This window comes from Enterococcus sp. DIV1208 (assembly GCF_050530455.1).
Taxonomy (GTDB): domain Bacteria; phylum Bacillota; class Bacilli; order Lactobacillales; family Enterococcaceae; genus Enterococcus_B; species Enterococcus_B hirae.
Genome location: NZ_CP172887.1, coordinates 57,124 through 74,912 on the forward strand (window position 1 = coordinate 57,124; position 17,789 = coordinate 74,912).

Here is a 17,789-nt window from a genome sequence, read left to right on the forward strand (position 1 = left end):
AAAGATGTTGACAAAAAAACGTTCCCTCGATAAAATTAAAGCGTTAACATATTTATTTTTCATGTGACTAGATCATACTAGGCATGGGAAGATTCCGTCGATAAGGAGACTTTGGTGGAATTTTTCTATGCTTTTTTTGTTGTCAAGCTTAAGATTGATAAAGGATGATTGGTCCATGAAGTAACTTTAATTCTGCAGAAAAAGGGTTATTATTATGAAAATCAAAAAGATTTTTAATCAAAATGCGGTCTTAGTCGATGACGATGGACAAGAAAAGGTCGCAATTGGTAAAGGTGTTGGATTCGATAAAAAGCGCAATGACTTGATTTTTCATCGAGAAATTGAGCGGATGTTTGTGATGGAGCCAGAAAGTCAAATGAAACTACAAAGTTTGCTGAATCAAATTGACGAAAAGTTTCTTTTTGCTGCTGAACACATTATTGATCATGCAGAAACAGTTTTAATGAAAAAGCTGAATGAGCATGTGTTGATCGCGTTAACGGATCATATTGCTTTTGCTGCTGAAAATATTCGTAATGGAATTGTTATTCGAAATAAATTACTGCGAGAAATCGAGGCGCTGTACCACGAAGAATTTAGTATTGCGCAATGGGCAGTTGATTATTTGAATCACACTTTAGCTATTCCTTATACATATGATGAAGCGGGTTATATAGCGATACATATCCATAGTGGTCATAGCGGACAAACTAGTAATCATCGTAGCATTCGCGAAGTCACGATCGTGTCGGAAATTATCCAGTTGATTGAAAAAGAGCTGAGGATCGATATCCATTCCGAACAAATGGCACTGAATTATTCTCGTTTAGCAAACCATCTTCGGTTGTTGATCCAACGGTATCACAATCAGCAGTATGCGGTCTTAGACGAGGAGATTATTGAGATAGTCAAACGAAAATATTCAGGAAGTTATGCAGTCGCAAAAAAAATTCGAGTACTTTTAACTAAACAATATCAAATGTCTATTACAAGCGAAGAACTTGGTTATTTAGTTATTCATATCGAACGCTTGCGAGGGACAACAGAATAGGAGAACAAAATGAAAACATACTTACAACGAATGGGACGTTCCTTGATGTTACCAGTAGCAACCCTACCAGTAGCTGCTTTATTCATGGGGATTGGTTATTGGATCGATCCGACTGGTTGGGGTGGCAATAACATTTTTGCCGCTTTTATGATCAAAGCTGGAGGAACAGTCTTAGATAATTTAGGAATCATTTTTGCTGTTGGGTTAGCATTGGGGATGTCTAAGGACAAAGATGGTTCATCAGCATTGGCAGGATTGATCGCCTTTTTAGCACCAGTCACATTAGTCAATAGTGCTTCTGTCGCATTGTTTACTAAAGTGGATGTTGAAAAAGTGAATATCGCTTTTGATGCAATCAATAATAAAAATGTATTTATTGGAATTTTGGCAGGCTTAGTCGCTGGTGCGATGTATAATCGCTTCAGCGGAGTTAAATTGCCAATGGCGTTATCTTTCTTTAGTGGAAAACGAGCAGTACCAATCGTAACAGCTGGTTTAATGGCAATTATTTCTGCTTTATTGATTTTTGTTTGGCCACCAGTTTATGATACATTGGTTAGTTTCGGTGAATTGATCTCTGGAATGGGCGCGTTAGGTGCTGGTCTATATGGCTTCTTCAACCGTTTGCTGATTCCAACTGGTTTACACCATGCACTGAACAATGTTTTTTGGTTCAATTTAGCTGGAATTGATGATATCGGTAAATTCTGGGCAAGTGAAGGGGTAAAAGGAGTCACCGGTATGTACCAAGCTGGTTTCTTCCCGGTCATGATGTTTGGGTTACCTGCTGGTGCACTTGCTATCTATCAATGTGCGCGACCAGAAAAGAAAAAAGTGACCGCATCTTTGATGTTAGCTGCCGCTTTCGCTTCTTTCTTTACAGGGGTGACTGAACCGTTAGAATTTTCATTTATGTTTGTCGCTTGGCCATTGTACGTCGTTCATGCTGCTTTAACAGGGATTTCGATGTTTATCGCAGCAACCTTCCATTGGACAGCGGGCTTTAATTTTAGCGCCGGCTTTATTGATTTCTTCTTAAGCTTACGTGTACCTATTGCCAATCAACCATTAATGCTATTGGTATTAGGCTTGGCGATGGGTGTGATTTATTACTTTACATTTTTATTTGTCATCAAAAAATTCAATTTGATGACTCCGGGGCGTGAAGAAGATACTGGAGTTGCAGAAAATGGGGAAGTAGGAACAGTGCCAACTGGTGACAATCGATTTGCCACGCTAGCTAATCAACTTTATCAAGCATTAGGTGGTGCAGCGAACGTTGTTTCCATTGACAATTGCACGACACGTTTACGCTTGTATGTAAAAGATACGGCAAAAGTTGATCAAGGGAAAATCAAAGCGACTGGCGTTCCAGGCCTGAAAGTAATTGATGCCAAAAATATTCAAGTGATCGTTGGAACGGAAGTCCAATTTGTTGCAGATGAAATGAAAAAAATTCATGGAAGTAGTGGCAAAGGAACTGCTCAGTCCACGCCTACTGTGACAACCAAAACAGTCGTTGATCCACAAAACCAAGATATTTTTGCGGTAGCAAATGGGAAGCTAATGCCAATCACAGAAGTGGCAGATGATGTCTTTTCACAAAAAATGATGGGAGACGGGTTTGCGATTCTACCAACGAATGGCGAAGTGTTTGCTCCAATCGCTGGTACGATTATCAATATTTTTCCAACGAAACATGCAGTTGGTATCAAAACGGAATCAGGAATTGAAGTTCTCTTGCATATGGGGATCGATACTGTGAACTTAAAAGGAGCGCCTTTTACGATCTACGTTGAAGAGGGACAAAAAGTTGCACGTGGTCAATTAATTGCAACCATGGACTTGGTGGCACTACAATCGGCAAACAAACAATCAGATCTGATCGTTGCTTTTACCAATGGTGAAAAAGTGGCGAAGCTAACGATGGATGCTAGTGGGGTAGTTAAAGCAAATGCTGTGATTGGTCATGTTAAGAGTAATTAAGGAAGAAAACTACTGACACCAATCAATAGTTACTTATTTTCATCGTTTCGTCTATTCATTACTTTTATGTACTCTGATGTATCGTGTAAAACATCGAAGACAGGTTTTTGCCTGCTTCGGTGTTTTTTGTCTTTTTTGCCATTTTTTTGTAAACGCTTTTAAAAATGTCCAGAGTAATGGACAGAACAAAAAATGAGTTGTCAGAAAATTCCGTTATAGTATAAACAAGGAGGTTGAACAAATGCAGCTAAGCAAAAGAGAGAAAGAAATGGTCGAATACTTTGTTAAACATGGCTTATCCCTTACAGCTCAGGAGTTAGCTGAATTTGCCCATGTTTCTACGAAAACGGTCTACCGCACGATTAAAAAGATAAATGATGTGTCTGAAACCGGGGAAATCATTTTGGCAGAGGCAGGCAAAGGATTTCGGTTAGACTACGATAAATATTTAAATGTGAGTGCAACGCATAATGAAAGTCGAACGAGTCAAGGACCTTTGGAAAGAAGAAATGCGATTTTGCTTAATTTGTTGTTTAAGGCACCCAAGAAGTTATTAATCAATGAATTGTTCCATCCGTATTATGTCAGTGATCCGGTAATTAGTAATGATTTGGCTAAGATCAGTTTATTTTTAATGAAAAACCACCTCCAACTTAAACGACAAGGTACCCGAATTGGTATCGAAGGAACAGAAAAACATATTCGTAAAGTAGTGAATATGCTATTAAGTATCCATTTATTGGAAGATAAAAAAGTGGTTCCTAGTCACCCAATGATCAGCTCATTTGATATCAATTTTATTACTTCGATCGTTGAGTTTATCGAACAAAAACTAGTCAGCCGAATTGCCTATCCATATGCAATGAATATTTTTTCTCATATTTATATCTTAGTCAAACGCTTCCGTGAAGGGGTCGTGTATTTAGAAGAAGATACGTGGGATTTAGATGAAGAAGATCAGGCGCTGATCCATTATAACCAGGAACTGTACCAACTATCAAAGCAAGTCATGCTCAAATTAGGTCAATATTTAAATACGACTCTCCCTGAAAGTGAAACTTTTTATCTTTTTCAATACTTGATTTCCTCCAGGATCGAAAATGGTTCGATTAAACATCAAAATATCTCAAATGAAGCTGAAGAAATCACCCGTTTTTTTTCTGCTACGATGAGCCGGCTCATGGGAGTAGCGATTGATCAAGAACGAAACCGACATGATTTGTATAGTCACATTCAGCCGCTATTGTATCGATTAAAACATGAGATCACAATCAAAAATGATTTATTGCACGATATTGAATTAGAGTACCAGGAAACGTTTCAATTAGTAGAATTTGTCAGTAAAATGGTCCAAAAAAAATTTCATACAAACCATATATCCAAAGATGAAATTGGATTTTTAACATTATACTTTGTGAGATACAAAGAGTTAGCCCCAATAAAAAAACGTGTATTGATCATGTGTAGTAGTGGTGTTGGAACTTCAGAACTATTGAAAGTCAAAGTAAAAAAAGCCTTTCCTGAATTAGAGATTATTGCTGTTTTATCTTCTCGGCAGTACCAGAAAAACCAAGCGGAATTTAGTAAGATCGATTTGATTTTAACAACGGTTTGTTTGAATGAGCCACCGAAGATTCCCACGATATTAGTAAACTCAGTATTTACCAAGCAAGACGAAAAACGTGTGAAGCAAATGTTAGGAGAGATGTGAAATGGTTACAAAACAGGTAATGTCAGAATTTAGTATCGCAAATGTGATTACAGAAAAACTGATACGTTTAGAAATGAAAGCGAAAACAAAAAAAGAAGCGATTCTCGAATTAAGTGAATTACTAAAAGAAAACGGCATTATCAAAGATGTTGATGATTTTTCATCAGATGTCTTTCAACGGGAGAAAGAAGGAATCACAGGGATTGGAAACGGTGTGGCGATTCCCCACGGAAAATCAGCGAGTGTCATTCAGACTTCTTTGGTTGTGGGTAAAGTCGAGACCCCGATCCCTTGGGAATCATTAGATGAGCAGCCTGTAAAGGTCATTATCTTATTTGCAGTAAAAGATACAGATGCCAATACCGTTCATATCAAATTATTACAAAAAGTAGCAATGTTATTAGCAGAAGATACCATTATCGAAAAAATGAATCAGGCAACTAGTAAAACAGAATTAATGGAACTATTAGCAAAAGAACCAACTGTCTAAAAGAAAAGGAGGAAGGAAAAATGAAGATCGTCGGAGTAGCAGCCTGTACTTCAGGAATTGCACATACGTATATTGCCAAACAAAAATTAGAAAAAGCAGCAAAAGCATTAGGACATGAAGTGCACATCGAAACACAAGGAACAATTGGTACAGAAGACGAGTTATCGAAGGAGGAGATCAAGCAGGCAGATGTCGTCATTATTGCAGCAGATATCAAAATTGGTGGCAAGGAGCGGTTCGAAGGAAAAAAAGTGATTGAGATTCCTACGAACATGGTCATTAAAGCACCGAAAGGGTTGATTACTAAAATTGAAGAAGAACTCAGTAAAACATAAAAGGAGAGGAATTGGATGCTTCGTCAACTACAATTAAAAAAGCATGCACTGACAGCTATTTCATACATGTTACCAGTTGTTGTGACCGCTGGACTCTTGATCGCTATTGGGAATTTAACAGGTGGGCAAGTCATCAATGATTATCAAGCGTCTTATTCTGTACCCGATGCCTTAGTTTCTCTAGGGGTTTTGGGCATGGGATTATTGGCTCCAGTGATTTCTGCAGCGATTGCCTATTCCATTGCCGATCGCCCAGGGATTGGTCCAGGTTTGTTTATGGGGTTAATTGCCAATGCCATTGGCGCAGGTTTTTTAGGTGGTATGTTAGGCGGTTACTTGGTGGGGTTCTTTGTCCTGTTATTGGTGAAATATCTCAAAGTTCCTAAGTGGGCACAAGGATTGATGCCGATGATGATCATCCCACTGTTAGCGACCCTTAGTATCGGTTTATTGATGTTTTTCGTGGTAGGTGTGCCGATTGTTTGGGCAACAGAAGCGATGACCGATTTTTTACAAGGACTACAAGGTTCTGGAAAATTCCTCTTTGGGTCAATTGTCGGTGGGATGGCTGCCTTTGATTTTGGTGGACCAGTCAATAAGGTAGCCTCATTGTTTGCTGATGGGATGCTTTTGGAAGGTGTGCAAGAACCAGAAGCTGTGAAAGTGTTAGCGTCAATGGTTCCGCCTTTCGGTGTCACCATTTCATGGGTTTTATCTAAGTTATTTCGGCAAACAAAATATTCAAAAGAAGAAGAAAACAACATTAAGATTGCTTTTCCGATGGGACTTTGCATGATTACGGAAGGCGTTATCCCCTTAGCGGCAGTTGATCCGCTTCGTGTGATCATTTCGTGTACAGCTGGTGCAGCGATTGGCGGAGGTTTGAGTATGTCGTGGGGAATTGGGTCACCAGTTCCTTCTGGTGGGGTCTTTATTATCCCAGCAATGACGGATCCGTTGAAGTTTACCTTTGCCTTATTGATTGGTTCTGCAGTTACCGGCATTCTATTGTTTGTTTTGAAAAAGGCGCCAGCTGAACACCCTGTCGTAGAGGAAGAAGAGGAAGAAGTAGATTTTTCTTCTATTAAATTATCTTAAAAACTGTAGAGAGAAGGATTTGATATGTATGTGTCAATGAAAGAGATGCTCAAAAAAGCAAATCAAGAAAACTATGCTGTCATGGCGATCAATTGCTTTAATCTAGAAACAGCTAAAGCAACGATCCAAGCTGCTGAGGAATTACATGCGCCGATCATCATAGATTTATTGCAAGATCACTTAAAGCAACACATCAATTATCATTATTTAACGAAGCCCATCATCCGTATGGCACAGGATGCCAAAGTCGAAGTAGCGATTAATCTAGATCATGGTCAAGACATCGCATTTGTCAAGCAGTGCTTACAAGAAGGATTTTCCAGCGTCATGATGGATGCTTCGATGTATCCCTTGGATCAGAATATCGAAATAACGAGAGCGATGGTTCAATTTGCCCAAACGTATGATGCGAGCGTAGAAGCAGAAGTAGGAAATATGGGGGCAGTCACAGGCGACCATTTTACAGATGATGCCATGTGTACGGACCCAGCAGAAGCAATCCGATTGATCAATGAAACGGGTGTGGACTGCTTAGCGATTTCCTATGGCTCCAGTCACGGAGATTATCCTAAAGGGTACAAACCACGTTTTCGTTTCGATATTGTCCAAGAAATAAAAGAGAAGACTCAACTTCCGTTAGTTTTACATGGGGGGTCAGGAGCGGGAAAAGACAACATTCGCCAATCCATTGAGTTAGGAATCAATAAGATTAATGTTGGTTCTGATTTTATGAAGGCGCAACAACAAAGATGCCAACAGCTTCTACAACAGGAGCCAACGATCGAATACCCCACTCTCATCCAACAAACAGTCATAGCAGGAAAAGAGTTAGTTCAGCAATACATTCAACTATCAGGTTCAACCAATAAATCATAGAAATGGAGAAAATAGACGATGTTAATCAATATGAATCAAATGTTAGAAATTGCCAAGGAAAATCATTTTGCAGTAGGGGCGTTTAACGTTGCTGACAGCAACTTTTTACGAGTAGTCATTGAGGCGGCAGAAGAAAATGATGCACCCGCAATCATTGCAGTCCATCCGACAGAATTAGACTTTACCAAAGATGAGTTTTTCCAATATGCAGTGAGCCGAGCGAAAAACAGCACTGTGCCTTTCGTTATCCATATGGATCATGGCGATAGCTTAGCAAGTATCATGCGAGGGATTCATTGTGGGTTTAGTTCAGTTATGATCGACGGCTCCTTGTTGCCATTTGAAGAAAATATTGCACTAACAAAAGAAGTGGTAGATGTTTGCCATAAGATCGGGGTCTCAGTTGAAGGCGAACTAGGAACGATTGGTAACACGGGTACTTCAGTAGAAGGCGGTGTATCGGAAGTCATTTATACGAAGCCGGAAGATGCACAGGAATTTGTGGAACGTACAGGAATCGATTCGTTAGCGGTGGCAATCGGAACCGCTCATGGTATCTATCCAAAAGATGTCAAGCCAGCATTGAAAATGGATGTTTTAACAAGTATTAAAGAAAAAGTAGCCATTCCGCTAGTTTTACATGGAGGATCGGCTAACCCAGACGAAGAAATTGCAAAAGCAGTGCAAATCGGTATTCAGAAAGTCAATATTTCATCCGACTATAAATATGCTTTTTATAAAAAGTGTCGTGAGATCTTAGCTACAACAGAGCTATGGGACCCAAATGCCATTTATCCTGAATGTATCGCAGCAGCAAAAGAAGTGGTGAAGCAAAAGATGGAACTCTTCCATTCAATCAACCAAGCAAAAGTCTATCGTCAAGCGAATATTCAACCTTGGCGACAAGAACAGAACTAAAAAAAATAATCCAAACTTTGTTTTTCAAGAAAAGTGTATGGCTTAGATCGTCTATCACTTCCGATAGTTAATAGAATAAAAAACCGTAGAAACCAACATGATTGGGGGTTCTGCGGTTTTTTTGAATAACTGAAGATAGGCGAACTACTATAGGAAGGAAGTTTAGTAGAAATAAAATGTGACATTTAAGGATAAGAGGCATCTAAAGTTATCTAAATGAAAAATTATGAAAACAAATTGTTTTTTACAGGAAAAAAGCCTTGCTTTGTGGATTTAGATATATTATAATTACAAAGGTGCGTTTACCTAAACGTAAATGTCACAGACGTGATCTATAGGATTTCGTCGGCTAAGAAACGAGAGGTTGCGACACGCCCGGACGCTTTGCCACGAACGAGCGTGACGGAAATTTTCGTGGAGCTATGTCTACTTTTCAAAATAGGCGAAGGAGGGAACAAGATGGCAAAACAAAAAATTCGTATCCGTTTAAAAGCGTATGAACACCGTATTTTAGATCAAGCGGCGGATAAAATCGTGGAAACTGCAAAAAGAACTGGAGCTAGCGTGTCTGGTCCAATTCCATTACCAACTGAACGCAGTCTTTACACAGTTATTCGTGCGACTCACAAATACAAAGATTCACGCGAACAATTCGAAATGCGTACACACAAACGTCTTATCGACATTGTGAACCCAACACCAAAAACTGTTGATGCTTTGATGAAGCTAGACTTACCATCTGGTGTTAACATCGAAATCAAACTATAATATTAAAATAAAATTAATGGAGGTGTACTCATGACCAAAGGAATCTTAGGGAAAAAAGTGGGAATGACACAAATCTTCACTGAATCTGGCGAATTAATTCCAGTAACTGTTGTAGAAGCTACTCCAAACGTAGTGCTACAAGTGAAAACAATGGAAACTGATGGCTACGAAGCTATTCAAGTTGGTTACCAAGATATGCGTGAAGTTTTATCAAACAAACCTGCGAAAGGTCATGTTGCAAAAGCAAACACGGCTCCTAAGCGCTTCATTCGTGAATTCAAAAATGTTGAGCTAGGAGAATATGAAGTAGGAAAAGAAATTACAGTAGATGTTTTCCAAGCAGGAGACATTATTGATGTAACAGGTACTACGAAAGGTAAAGGATTCCAAGGGGTTATCAAACGTCACGGCCAAAGCCGCGGACCAATGGCTCACGGTTCTCGCTACCATCGTCGTCCTGGGTCAATGGGTCCAGTTGCACCTAACCGTGTATTCAAAAACAAACGTCTTGCTGGCCGTATGGGTGGCAACCGCGTAACAATCCAAAACTTGGAAGTTGTTCGCGTTGATGCAGAAAGAAACGTTATCTTAATTAAAGGAAATGTTCCTGGAGCTAAAAAATCATTAATCACTATCAAATCAGCTGTGAAAGCTAAATAATAGTAGGATGAAAGGAGGAACTAAGGAATGCCGAATGTAGCATTATTCAAACAAGATGGAAGCCAAAACGGTGAAATCACACTTAACGAAGAAATCTTCGGAATTGAACCAAATGAAAGTGTTGTTTACGATGCAATCGTTATGCAACGTGCGTCATTAAGACAAGGAACACATGCGGTTAAAAACCGTAGTGCTGTTCGAGGCGGTGGACGTAAACCGTGGCGTCAAAAAGGAACTGGTCGTGCTCGTCAAGGATCAATCCGCTCACCACAATGGCGTGGAGGTGGCGTAGTCTTTGGACCAACACCACGTTCTTACAGCTACAAACTTCCTAAAAAAGTTCGTCGTTTAGCAATGAAATCTGTATTGTCAGAAAAAGTTGCTGAAAACAACTTGGTAGCAATTGAAGGATTAAGCTTCGATGCACCAAAAACAAAAGAATTTAAACAAGTTCTTGCTAACTTATCTATTGACTCTAAAGTATTGGTTGTTCTAGAGAATGGTAACGACTTTGCTGCTTTATCAGCACGTAACTTACCAAACGTAACTGTAGTAACTTCTGATAACGTAAGTGTTCTAGATGTTGTTTCAAATACAAAAGTGTTAGCAACACAAACTGCTCTTACTCAAATTGAGGAGGTGCTTGCATAATGAACTTACTAGACGTAATCAAACGCCCAGTGATCACTGAAAAATCAATGCTTGCCATGGATGACAAGAAATATACTTTTGAAGTGGACACTCGTGCAAACAAAACTTTAGTAAAACAAGCGGTTGAAGCTGCTTTTGACGTAAAAGTTAAAAACGTGAACATCGTGAACGTACGTGCGAAATTCAAACGTATGGGCAAATATGCAGGATATACAAAAAAACGTCGCAAAGCGATCGTTACATTGACTGAAGATTCAAAAGAAATCCAATTATTCGAAGCTGCTGAATAAGCACTTACTAGATAACTCATTAAATTAGGAGGGAAAAACGTGGCGATTAAAAAGTACAAACCTACCTCAAATGGTCGTCGTAACATGACAGGTTCTGATTTTGCTGAAATCACAACATCAACACCTGAAAAATCATTGTTACAACCATTGAAAAACCATGCTGGACGTAACAATAACGGCCGCATCACTGTACGTCACCAAGGCGGCGGACACAAACGCCAATATCGCGTGATCGACTTCAAACGTAATAAAGATAACGTTGTTGCAACTGTTCAAACGATCGAATACGATCCAAACCGTTCAGCTAACATCGCGTTAGTACACTATGAAGATGGAGTGAAAGCTTACATCTTAGCACCAAAAGGACTACAAGTTGGAATGAAACTTGTTTCAGGTCCAGATGCAGATATCAAAGTCGGAAATGCTCTTCCTTTAGAAAACATTCCAGTTGGTACTGTTATCCACAATATTGAAATGAAACCTGGTAAAGGTGGACAATTAATCCGTTCTGCTGGTACAAGTGCTCAAGTACTTGGTAAAGAAGGCAAATACGTATTGATCCGCTTAAACTCTGGTGAAGTTCGTATGATCTTAGCTGCTTGCCGTGCAACAATCGGTTCAGTAGGTAACGAACAACACGAATTGATCAACATCGGTAAAGCTGGACGCTCTCGTTGGATGCGTAAACGCCCAACTGTACGTGGTAGCGTAATGAACCCTAACGATCACCCACACGGTGGTGGTGAAGGTAAAGCTCCTATCGGACGTAAAGCACCAGTTTCTCCTTGGGGACAACCAGCACTTGGTTACAAAACTCGTGATAAAAAAGCTAAATCAGACAAACTTATTGTTCGTCGTCGTAAAAATAAATAATTTCTTTGACCATGTGTCGCACATTTTGAGAGGAGGTTCACCATGGGTCGTAGTTTAAAGAAAGGACCTTTCGTTGATGAGCATTTAATGAACAAAGTTGAAGCTCAAGCAGGGGTTGAAAAGAAAAAAGTTATCAAAACTTGGTCTCGTCGTTCGACCATTTTCCCAAGTTTTGTTGGATATACCATCGCAGTATACGATGGACGTAAACACGTACCAGTTTACATCCAAGAAGATATGGTAGGACACAAACTAGGTGAATTCGCACCAACAAGAACTTATCGTGGCCATGCTGCAGACGATAAGAAAACGAAACGCTAATTGAGGGGAGGATAAAACCAAATGGCAGAACAAATCACATCAGCTAAAGCAACTGCAAAAACAGTTCGCACTTCACCTCGAAAAGCCCGTTTAGTAATTGACCTTATCAGAGGTAAAAGTGTTGCGGATGCAATTTCAATCTTGAAATTCACACCAAACAAATCTGCTGGAATCATTGAAAAAGTATTGATGTCAGCAGTTGCGAATGCAGAAAACAATTTTGACTTAGATGTTGAAAACTTGGTAGTATCTGAAGCATTTGTTAACGAAGGACCAACAATGAAACGTTTCCGTCCACGTGCAAAAGGATCAGCTTCTCCAATCAACAAACGTACAAGTCATATCACGGTAGTCGTATCAGAAAAATAAGGAGGGATAATCAGTGGGTCAAAAAGTACATCCAATTGGAATGCGTGTAGGCATCATCCGCGACTGGGATGCTAAATGGTATGCTGAAAAAGAGTATGCAGAGTTCTTACACGAAGATTTAAGAATCCGTAAATTTATTTCAACTAAACTTGCTGATGCTGCTGTATCAACAATTGAAATCGAACGTGCTACAGGCCGTGTTAACATTTCAATTCACACAGCAAAACCAGGTATGGTTATTGGTAAAGGCGGATCTGAAGTCGAAAACCTAAGAAAAGAATTAAATAAATTAACTGGTAAAAGAATCCATATCAACATCGTGGAAATCAAAAAACCAGATCTAGATGCAAAATTAGTAGGTGAAGGAATCGCACGTCAATTAGAAAATCGTGTTGCTTTCCGTCGCGCTCAAAAACAAGCCATCCAACGTTCAATGCGTGCTGGCGCTAAAGGGATCAAAACTCAAGTATCTGGACGTCTAAACGGTGCGGACATCGCTCGTTCAGAAGGATACTCAGAAGGAACTGTTCCTCTTCACACATTACGTGCGGATATTGATTACGCATGGGAAGAAGCAGATACAACATACGGAAAACTAGGAGTTAAAGTGTGGATCTATCGTGGAGAAATTCTTCCAACTAAAAAAAACACTGAGAAAGGAGGGAAATAATCATGTTAGTACCTAAACGTGTAAAACACCGTCGTGAATTCCGCGGAAAAATGCGCGGGGAAGCCAAAGGTGGTAAAGAAGTAGCATTCGGTGAATACGGTTTGCAAGCTGTTGATTCACATTGGATCACTAACCGCCAAATCGAAGCTGCTCGTATCGCAATGACTCGTTACATGAAACGTGGTGGGAAAGTATGGATTAAAATTTTCCCTCACAAATCTTATACTGCCAAAGCAATTGGGGTACGTATGGGTTCTGGTAAAGGGGCACCTGAAGGATGGGTTGCACCAGTAAAACGTGGTAAAATCATGTTTGAAATTGCAGGCGTGTCTGAAGAAGTGGCTCGTGAAGCGTTACGTCTAGCTTCTCACAAATTACCAATGAAAACTAAGATCGTAAAACGTGAGGAAATGGGTGGTGAATCGAATGAAGGTTAAAGAAATCAGAGAATTAACCACTGCCGAAATGCTTGATCAAGAAAAACAATTAAAAGAAGAATTGTTTAATCTTAGATTCCAATTAGCAACAGGTCAATTAGAAAACACTGCACGTATTAAAGAAGTACGTAAATCGATTGCACGCATCAAAACTGTATTGCGTGAACAAGCTAAGTAATTATGGAAGGAGGCCATTAAGCGTATGACTGAAGAAAGAAATCAACGCAAAGTTTATCAAGGTCGCGTGGTATCTGACAAAATGGATAAAACCATTACAGTTTCTGTTGAAACAAAGAAAAACCACCCTATCTATGGCAAACGCATGAACTATTCTAAGAAATACAAAGTGCATGATGAAAACAACACAGCTAAAGTTGGCGACATCGTGAAAATTATGGAAACTCGTCCATTATCAGCTACAAAACGTTTCCGTTTGTTGGAAGTAGTCGAAGAAGCAGTTATTATCTAATAACACGAGATTTTCCTATATAGATTGAATGCAAAATCTGAAAGGAGGATACACAACGTGATCCAAGCAGAAAGTCGTTTAAAAGTCGCTGATAATTCAGGCGCACGTGAAATTTTGACGATCAAAGTCCTTGGTGGTTCTGGTCGTAAAACTGCTAACATCGGTGATGTGATCGTTGCTACGGTTAAACAAGCAACGCCAGGTGGGGTTGTCAAAAAAGGTGACGTCGTAAAAGCCGTTATCGTTCGAACAAAATCAGGAGCTCGTCGTACAGACGGTTCATATATTAAATTTGATGAAAATGCTGCAGTGATTATTCGTGATGATAAAAGCCCTCGTGGAACGCGTATCTTTGGGCCGGTTGCACGTGAACTACGTGAAAACAACTTCATGAAGATCGTTTCACTAGCACCAGAAGTTTTATAATCTTGAGACACTTATCAAAGGAGGTGCGAAACAGTTATGTTTGTTAAAAAAGGCGATAAAGTTAAAGTTATCACTGGAAAAGACAAAAATAAAGAAGGCGTTGTATTAGCAGCGTTTCCGAAAAAAGATAAAGTCATTGTCGAAGGTGTGAATGTTGTTAAAAAACACCAAAAACCTTCTCAAGCTGCTCCTCAAGGTGGAATTGTTGAGATGGAAGCACCAATTCATGTTTCTAACGTGATGGTGATCGACTCTACTGGCGTAGCTGGCCGAGTTGGCTACAAAGAAGTAGATGGCAAAAAAGTCCGCGTTTCTAAAAAAACCGGTGAAGTTTTAGATAATAAATAAGTTTAAGGAAGGAGGGGCTTACTGAATGAACCGCCTAAAAGAAAAATATCTTAAAGAAGTAACTCCATCATTGATGGAAAAATTTAACTATAGCTCTGTTATGCAAACACCTAAAGTTGAAAAAATCGTCATCAACATGGGTGTTGGTGATGCGGTATCAAACGCTAAAAACTTAGATAAAGCAGTTGAAGAATTAACTTTGATCACTGGACAAAAACCAATGATTACTAAAGCTAAAAAATCAATCGCTGGATTCCGTTTACGTGAAGGAATGCCAATTGGGGCAAAAGTTACCTTGCGCGGAGAAAGAATGTACGAATTTCTAGACAAATTGGTTTCAGTTTCTCTACCACGTGTACGTGACTTCCATGGTGTAAGTAAAAAAGCCTTTGACGGTCGTGGAAACTATACTTTAGGTATTAAAGAACAATTGATCTTCCCAGAAGTAGATTACGATTTAGTAGATAAAGTACGTGGTATGGACATCGTTATTGTAACGACAGCTAACTCAGATGAAGAATCTCGTGAGTTGTTGACACAATTAGGCATGCCATTCCAAAAATAATTAAAGGAGGCGAACTACGTGGCTAAAAAATCAATGATTGCTAAAAACAAACGCCCTGCAAAACATTCAACACAAGCTTACACTCGTTGCGAACGTTGCGGACGTCCACATTCAGTTTATCGTAAGTTCCATCTTTGCCGTATTTGCTTCCGCGAACTTGCCTATAAAGGTCAAATTCCCGGCGTGAAGAAAGCTAGCTGGTAAAAAAGTAAATTCGCATAAGAAGGAGGTAAAAGATCAATGGTCATGACAGATCCAATTGCAGATTTTCTAACTCGTATCCGTAACGCAAACATGGTTAAACATGAGTCTTTAGAAGTTCCTGCATCAAAAATTAAACGTGACATCGCTGAAATCTTAAAACGTGAAGGTTTCGTTCGTGATGTTGAATATATCGAAGATGACAAACAAGGCGTGATCCGTGTTTTCCTAAAATTTGGTAAAAACGGCGAACGTGTTATCACTAACTTAAAACGTATCTCTAAACCAGGTTTGCGTGCTTATGTCAAAGCTGACGAAGTACCAAAAGTATTGAACGGTTTAGGTATCGCAATCATTTCGACTTCTGAAGGTGTTGTTACTGATAAAGAAGCTCGTGAAAAAAATATCGGCGGCGAAGTTATCGCTTACGTATGGTAATCAACTAGAATTTACAAGGAGGTGTCTTTAAGTGAGCCGTATTGGAAATAAAGTTGTTGTGATCCCTGAAGGAGTAACAGTTACTCAAGATGGAAACAACATTACAGTTAAAGGACCTAAAGGTGAATTAACACGTACTTTCTCTTCTGATATCAAAATGAATATCGAAGGAAACGAAGTGACTTTCACTCGTCCAAATGACAGTAAAGAAATGAAAACAATCCATGGAACAACTCGTGCTAACTTCAACAACATGGTTGTAGGTGTTAGTGAAGGATTCCAAAAAGCATTAGAATTGATCGGGGTTGGGTACCGTGCGCAATTACAAGGATCAAAACTTGTCTTGAACGTAGGTTACTCACATCCAGTAGAAATCACACCACCAGCTGGCGTAACTGTTGAAGTACCAGCTAACACACAAGTAATTGTTAAAGGTGCGAACAAAGAAGAAGTTGGCGAATTAGCTGCGAACATTCGCGGAACTCGTCCTCCAGAACCTTATAAAGGTAAAGGTATTCGTTATGTTGGCGAATATGTACGCCGTAAAGAAGGTAAAACTGGTAAATAGTTTAGAAAAATTGCATAGAAGCCAGCAGCAGGAAAAAAGGATTTTGCAGAAGTTTACCTTCATTCAAAAGAGATTTAACTTGTGCCGCAGCTTCTATTTTTCGAGACTTTGGTGTTTCTGCCTAAGTGCAGTACAATAAAATTAAAGAGGTGACAATTGTGATTACAAAACCAGATAAGAACAAAACACGTCAGAAAAGACATCGTCGTGTACGTAACAATATCTCTGGTACTGCTGAGCGCCCACGCTTGAACGTTTTTCGTTCTAACAAAAACATCTACGCTCAAATTATTGATGACGTAGCGGGTGTAACGCTAGCAAGTGCCTCTACCTTGGATAAAGAAATTTCAGGTGGAACAAAAACAGAAGCAGCACAAGCTGTCGGTAAATTAGTTGCTGAACGTGCAACTGAAAAAGGCATTAAAGTAGTAGTCTTTGACCGTGGTGGATACCTTTACCATGGCCGTGTGCAAGCTTTAGCTGAAGCTGCTCGCGAAAATGGACTAGAATTTTAGGAAAAGGAGGAATACCATTCATGGTTTATATCGATCCAAAACATTTGGAATTAGAAGACCGCGTTGTTGCAATTAACCGTGTAACAAAAGTTGTTAAAGGTGGACGTCGTCTACGTTTTGCTGCTTTAGTTGTTGTCGGTGACAAAAACGGACATGTAGGATTTGGTACTGGTAAAGCACAAGAAGTACCTGAAGCAATCCGTAAAGCAATTGAAGATGCGAAGAAAAACTTAGTTGAAGTACCTATGGTTGGTTCAACAATCCCACACGAAGTCATCGGTGCTTTTAGTGGTGGTAGAATCCTAATGAAACCTGCTGTTGAAGGTTCTGGGGTTGCTGCTGGTGGACCAGTTCGTGCCGTATTGGAATTAGCAGGGGTAGCAGATATCACTTCTAAATCTTTAGGTTCAAATACACCAATCAACGTTGTTCGTGCAACTGTTGAAGGTTTGAAACAATTGAAACGTGCAGAAGAAGTTGCAGAACTTCGCGGCAAATCAGTTGAAGAATTAATCGGATAAGGAGGACAAAAATAATGGCTGAATTAAAAGTTACTTTAAAACGCAGTATTATCGGACGTCCTCAAAACCAACGTGATACAGTAAAAGCGTTAGGTCTTACAAAGATTAACAGCTCAGTGGTTAAACCTGCTAATGAAGCAATCAAAGGCATGATCAACACTGTTTCTCACTTGGTGGACGTTGAAGAAATCTAATTAAACAAACCTAGTATATAGTAAGAAATATGAACTAGAA

General features: G+C 39.5%; 28 protein-coding genes. All 28 read left to right on the forward strand.

Annotated features, from left to right (window positions below; all coding sequences use genetic code 11):
- The first annotated feature begins 214 nt into the window (after nucleotides 1-214).
- The 28 genes from IGK91_RS00260 to rpmD all read left to right on the forward strand — a co-directional run bounded on the left by IGK91_RS00260 (nucleotide 215) and on the right by rpmD (nucleotide 17,749).
- Nucleotides 215-1,051: a PRD domain-containing protein gene (locus tag IGK91_RS00260; RefSeq protein ID WP_010736794.1), complete on the forward strand. Its 837-nt coding sequence runs from the start codon at nucleotides 215-217 to the stop codon at nucleotides 1,049-1,051.
- 9 nt (nucleotides 1,052-1,060) lie between these two features.
- Nucleotides 1,061-3,037, forward strand: coding sequence for an N-acetylglucosamine-specific PTS transporter subunit IIBC (gene nagE / locus IGK91_RS00265; RefSeq protein ID WP_010736795.1), 1,977 nt, complete (start codon nucleotides 1,061-1,063; stop codon nucleotides 3,035-3,037).
- 241 nt (nucleotides 3,038-3,278) lie between these two features.
- Nucleotides 3,279-4,748, forward strand: coding sequence for a BglG family transcription antiterminator (locus IGK91_RS00270; protein ID WP_010736796.1), 1,470 nt, complete (start codon nucleotides 3,279-3,281; stop codon nucleotides 4,746-4,748).
- 1 nt (nucleotide 4,749) lies between these two features.
- Complete coding sequence (locus IGK91_RS00275) at nucleotides 4,750-5,238, forward strand: PTS sugar transporter subunit IIA (protein WP_010720455.1); 489 nt, start codon at nucleotides 4,750-4,752, stop codon at nucleotides 5,236-5,238.
- Nucleotides 5,239-5,258: 20 nt separating this feature from the next.
- The gene (locus IGK91_RS00280) at nucleotides 5,259-5,573 is read left to right on the forward strand and encodes a PTS fructose transporter subunit IIB (protein WP_010736797.1); all 315 of its coding nucleotides are present in this window, start codon (nucleotides 5,259-5,261) and stop codon (nucleotides 5,571-5,573) included.
- 15 nt (nucleotides 5,574-5,588) lie between these two features.
- On the forward strand, nucleotides 5,589-6,671 hold the full coding sequence (locus IGK91_RS00285; RefSeq protein ID WP_010720453.1) for a PTS fructose transporter subunit IIC: 1,083 nt from the start codon (nucleotides 5,589-5,591) through the stop codon (nucleotides 6,669-6,671).
- A gap of 24 nt (nucleotides 6,672-6,695) precedes the next feature.
- Nucleotides 6,696-7,547 (forward strand): class II fructose-bisphosphate aldolase, encoded by an 852-nt coding sequence (locus tag IGK91_RS00290; protein ID WP_010720452.1) that lies wholly within the window; start codon nucleotides 6,696-6,698, stop codon nucleotides 7,545-7,547.
- Between the two features lie 18 nt (nucleotides 7,548-7,565).
- Complete coding sequence (locus IGK91_RS00295; protein WP_010736799.1) at nucleotides 7,566-8,465, forward strand: ketose-bisphosphate aldolase; 900 nt, start codon at nucleotides 7,566-7,568, stop codon at nucleotides 8,463-8,465.
- Nucleotides 8,466-8,924: 459 nt separating this feature from the next.
- The gene (gene rpsJ / locus IGK91_RS00300; protein ID WP_010720450.1) at nucleotides 8,925-9,233 is read left to right on the forward strand and encodes a 30S ribosomal protein S10; all 309 of its coding nucleotides are present in this window, start codon (nucleotides 8,925-8,927) and stop codon (nucleotides 9,231-9,233) included.
- A 30-nt stretch (nucleotides 9,234-9,263) separates the two neighbouring features.
- A complete protein-coding gene (rplC, locus tag IGK91_RS00305) occupies nucleotides 9,264-9,893 on the forward strand; it encodes a 50S ribosomal protein L3 (RefSeq protein WP_002290445.1) in 630 nt (209 codons plus the stop codon).
- A 27-nt stretch (nucleotides 9,894-9,920) separates the two neighbouring features.
- The gene (gene rplD / locus IGK91_RS00310; RefSeq protein WP_010720449.1) at nucleotides 9,921-10,544 is read left to right on the forward strand and encodes a 50S ribosomal protein L4; all 624 of its coding nucleotides are present in this window, start codon (nucleotides 9,921-9,923) and stop codon (nucleotides 10,542-10,544) included.
- Nucleotides 10,544-10,834 (forward strand): 50S ribosomal protein L23, encoded by a 291-nt coding sequence (rplW, locus tag IGK91_RS00315; RefSeq protein ID WP_002290449.1) that lies wholly within the window; start codon nucleotides 10,544-10,546, stop codon nucleotides 10,832-10,834. The genes rplD and rplW overlap by 1 nt, the downstream gene beginning before the upstream one ends.
- A gap of 39 nt (nucleotides 10,835-10,873) precedes the next feature.
- Nucleotides 10,874-11,707: a 50S ribosomal protein L2 gene (gene rplB / locus IGK91_RS00320; RefSeq protein ID WP_010720448.1), complete on the forward strand. Its 834-nt coding sequence runs from the start codon at nucleotides 10,874-10,876 to the stop codon at nucleotides 11,705-11,707.
- Nucleotides 11,708-11,749: 42 nt separating this feature from the next.
- The gene (gene rpsS, locus IGK91_RS00325) at nucleotides 11,750-12,028 is read left to right on the forward strand and encodes a 30S ribosomal protein S19 (RefSeq protein WP_010720447.1); all 279 of its coding nucleotides are present in this window, start codon (nucleotides 11,750-11,752) and stop codon (nucleotides 12,026-12,028) included.
- A 21-nt stretch (nucleotides 12,029-12,049) separates the two neighbouring features.
- Nucleotides 12,050-12,397, forward strand: a complete 348-nt coding sequence (gene rplV, locus IGK91_RS00330; RefSeq protein WP_002288657.1) for a 50S ribosomal protein L22 — start codon at nucleotides 12,050-12,052, stop codon at nucleotides 12,395-12,397.
- Nucleotides 12,398-12,410: 13 nt separating this feature from the next.
- A complete protein-coding gene (gene rpsC, locus IGK91_RS00335; protein ID WP_010720446.1) occupies nucleotides 12,411-13,067 on the forward strand; it encodes a 30S ribosomal protein S3 in 657 nt (218 codons plus the stop codon).
- A gap of 2 nt (nucleotides 13,068-13,069) precedes the next feature.
- Nucleotides 13,070-13,504, forward strand: a complete 435-nt coding sequence (gene rplP / locus IGK91_RS00340) for a 50S ribosomal protein L16 (protein ID WP_010720445.1) — start codon at nucleotides 13,070-13,072, stop codon at nucleotides 13,502-13,504.
- Nucleotides 13,494-13,682 (forward strand): 50S ribosomal protein L29, encoded by a 189-nt coding sequence (rpmC, locus tag IGK91_RS00345; protein ID WP_002288664.1) that lies wholly within the window; start codon nucleotides 13,494-13,496, stop codon nucleotides 13,680-13,682. Before rplP ends, rpmC begins: the two co-directional genes overlap by 11 nt.
- A 24-nt stretch (nucleotides 13,683-13,706) precedes the next feature.
- Nucleotides 13,707-13,973, forward strand: coding sequence for a 30S ribosomal protein S17 (gene rpsQ, locus IGK91_RS00350; protein WP_010720444.1), 267 nt, complete (start codon nucleotides 13,707-13,709; stop codon nucleotides 13,971-13,973).
- Between the two features lie 57 nt (nucleotides 13,974-14,030).
- Entirely contained in the window at nucleotides 14,031-14,399 is a 369-nt protein-coding gene (rplN, locus tag IGK91_RS00355; protein WP_002288669.1) for a 50S ribosomal protein L14, read from the forward strand.
- A gap of 36 nt (nucleotides 14,400-14,435) precedes the next feature.
- The gene (gene rplX, locus IGK91_RS00360) at nucleotides 14,436-14,747 is read left to right on the forward strand and encodes a 50S ribosomal protein L24 (RefSeq protein ID WP_010720443.1); all 312 of its coding nucleotides are present in this window, start codon (nucleotides 14,436-14,438) and stop codon (nucleotides 14,745-14,747) included.
- A gap of 25 nt (nucleotides 14,748-14,772) precedes the next feature.
- Entirely contained in the window at nucleotides 14,773-15,312 is a 540-nt protein-coding gene (rplE, locus tag IGK91_RS00365) for a 50S ribosomal protein L5 (protein ID WP_002288671.1), read from the forward strand.
- A gap of 18 nt (nucleotides 15,313-15,330) precedes the next feature.
- On the forward strand, nucleotides 15,331-15,516 hold the full coding sequence (locus IGK91_RS00370) for a type Z 30S ribosomal protein S14 (RefSeq protein WP_002356214.1): 186 nt from the start codon (nucleotides 15,331-15,333) through the stop codon (nucleotides 15,514-15,516).
- Between the two features lie 36 nt (nucleotides 15,517-15,552).
- Nucleotides 15,553-15,951 (forward strand): 30S ribosomal protein S8, encoded by a 399-nt coding sequence (rpsH, locus tag IGK91_RS00375; protein WP_002288675.1) that lies wholly within the window; start codon nucleotides 15,553-15,555, stop codon nucleotides 15,949-15,951.
- Nucleotides 15,952-15,982: 31 nt separating this feature from the next.
- Nucleotides 15,983-16,519: a 50S ribosomal protein L6 gene (rplF, locus tag IGK91_RS00380; RefSeq protein ID WP_010720442.1), complete on the forward strand. Its 537-nt coding sequence runs from the start codon at nucleotides 15,983-15,985 to the stop codon at nucleotides 16,517-16,519.
- Between the two features lie 158 nt (nucleotides 16,520-16,677).
- Nucleotides 16,678-17,034, forward strand: coding sequence for a 50S ribosomal protein L18 (rplR, locus tag IGK91_RS00385; protein WP_005880747.1), 357 nt, complete (start codon nucleotides 16,678-16,680; stop codon nucleotides 17,032-17,034).
- A gap of 20 nt (nucleotides 17,035-17,054) precedes the next feature.
- The gene (gene rpsE / locus IGK91_RS00390; RefSeq protein ID WP_002288681.1) at nucleotides 17,055-17,555 is read left to right on the forward strand and encodes a 30S ribosomal protein S5; all 501 of its coding nucleotides are present in this window, start codon (nucleotides 17,055-17,057) and stop codon (nucleotides 17,553-17,555) included.
- A gap of 14 nt (nucleotides 17,556-17,569) precedes the next feature.
- A complete protein-coding gene (gene rpmD, locus IGK91_RS00395; protein ID WP_010720441.1) occupies nucleotides 17,570-17,749 on the forward strand; it encodes a 50S ribosomal protein L30 in 180 nt (59 codons plus the stop codon).
- Nucleotides 17,750-17,789: the final 40 nt, after the last annotated feature.

What these genes read in the sequence shown, in the direction of transcription:
- IGK91_RS00260 (WP_010736794.1), top strand. Translation starts at nt 215, where the DNA reads ATGAAAATCAAAAAGATTTTTAATCAAAATGCGGTCTTAGTCGATGAC.
- nagE (WP_010736795.1), top strand. Translation starts at nt 1,061, where the DNA reads ATGAAAACATACTTACAACGAATGGGACGTTCCTTGATGTTACCAGTA.
- IGK91_RS00270 (WP_010736796.1), top strand. Translation starts at nt 3,279, where the DNA reads ATGCAGCTAAGCAAAAGAGAGAAAGAAATGGTCGAATACTTTGTTAAA.
- IGK91_RS00275 (WP_010720455.1), top strand. Translation starts at nt 4,750, where the DNA reads ATGGTTACAAAACAGGTAATGTCAGAATTTAGTATCGCAAATGTGATT.
- IGK91_RS00280 (WP_010736797.1), top strand. Translation starts at nt 5,259, where the DNA reads ATGAAGATCGTCGGAGTAGCAGCCTGTACTTCAGGAATTGCACATACG.
- IGK91_RS00285 (WP_010720453.1), top strand. Translation starts at nt 5,589, where the DNA reads ATGCTTCGTCAACTACAATTAAAAAAGCATGCACTGACAGCTATTTCA.
- IGK91_RS00290 (WP_010720452.1), top strand. Translation starts at nt 6,696, where the DNA reads ATGTATGTGTCAATGAAAGAGATGCTCAAAAAAGCAAATCAAGAAAAC.
- IGK91_RS00295 (WP_010736799.1), top strand. Translation starts at nt 7,566, where the DNA reads ATGTTAATCAATATGAATCAAATGTTAGAAATTGCCAAGGAAAATCAT.
- rpsJ (WP_010720450.1), top strand. Translation starts at nt 8,925, where the DNA reads ATGGCAAAACAAAAAATTCGTATCCGTTTAAAAGCGTATGAACACCGT.
- rplC (WP_002290445.1), top strand. Translation starts at nt 9,264, where the DNA reads ATGACCAAAGGAATCTTAGGGAAAAAAGTGGGAATGACACAAATCTTC.
- rplD (WP_010720449.1), top strand. Translation starts at nt 9,921, where the DNA reads ATGCCGAATGTAGCATTATTCAAACAAGATGGAAGCCAAAACGGTGAA.
- rplW (WP_002290449.1), top strand. Translation starts at nt 10,544, where the DNA reads ATGAACTTACTAGACGTAATCAAACGCCCAGTGATCACTGAAAAATCA.
- rpsS (WP_010720447.1), top strand. Translation starts at nt 11,750, where the DNA reads ATGGGTCGTAGTTTAAAGAAAGGACCTTTCGTTGATGAGCATTTAATG.
- rplV (WP_002288657.1), top strand. Translation starts at nt 12,050, where the DNA reads ATGGCAGAACAAATCACATCAGCTAAAGCAACTGCAAAAACAGTTCGC.
- rplP (WP_010720445.1), top strand. Translation starts at nt 13,070, where the DNA reads ATGTTAGTACCTAAACGTGTAAAACACCGTCGTGAATTCCGCGGAAAA.
- rpmC (WP_002288664.1), top strand. Translation starts at nt 13,494, where the DNA reads ATGAAGGTTAAAGAAATCAGAGAATTAACCACTGCCGAAATGCTTGAT.
- rpsQ (WP_010720444.1), top strand. Translation starts at nt 13,707, where the DNA reads ATGACTGAAGAAAGAAATCAACGCAAAGTTTATCAAGGTCGCGTGGTA.
- rplX (WP_010720443.1), top strand. Translation starts at nt 14,436, where the DNA reads ATGTTTGTTAAAAAAGGCGATAAAGTTAAAGTTATCACTGGAAAAGAC.
- rplE (WP_002288671.1), top strand. Translation starts at nt 14,773, where the DNA reads ATGAACCGCCTAAAAGAAAAATATCTTAAAGAAGTAACTCCATCATTG.
- rpsH (WP_002288675.1), top strand. Translation starts at nt 15,553, where the DNA reads ATGGTCATGACAGATCCAATTGCAGATTTTCTAACTCGTATCCGTAAC.
- rpsE (WP_002288681.1), top strand. Translation starts at nt 17,055, where the DNA reads ATGGTTTATATCGATCCAAAACATTTGGAATTAGAAGACCGCGTTGTT.
- rpmD (WP_010720441.1), top strand. Translation starts at nt 17,570, where the DNA reads ATGGCTGAATTAAAAGTTACTTTAAAACGCAGTATTATCGGACGTCCT.